The organism is Limosilactobacillus albertensis, from assembly GCF_014145555.1.
Lineage (GTDB): Bacteria > Bacillota > Bacilli > Lactobacillales > Lactobacillaceae > Limosilactobacillus > Limosilactobacillus albertensis.
In genome coordinates this window covers 1-237 of sequence record NZ_JACIVD010000031.1, presented here as the reverse complement: position 1 = coordinate 237, position 237 = coordinate 1, and the positions used below count along the sequence as shown (strand labels likewise).

At 49.4% G+C, this 237-nt stretch carries 1 rRNA gene; it reads right to left on the bottom strand.

The window, feature by feature from the left end:
- Nucleotides 1-37 precede the first annotated feature (37 nt).
- Nucleotides 38-237 (bottom strand): 23S ribosomal RNA (locus H5S41_RS00475); the annotation flags it as partial.

Sequence of the window (237 nt, the reverse complement as noted above, 5' to 3'; positions counted from 1 at the left end):
AAATCCTATCCCTTTCTTCCAATAAACCTACCGCTCCTTGGTTAAGTCCTCGACCGATTAGTAATGGTCCGCTCCACGCCTCACGGCGCTTCCACTTCCATCCTATCTACCTCATCATATCTGAGGGGTCTTACTTTCCCGAAGGAAATGGGAAATCTCATCTCGAGGCGAGTTTCACACTTAGATGCTTTCAGCGTTTATCTCGTCCATACATAGCTACCCAGCGGTGCTCCTGGC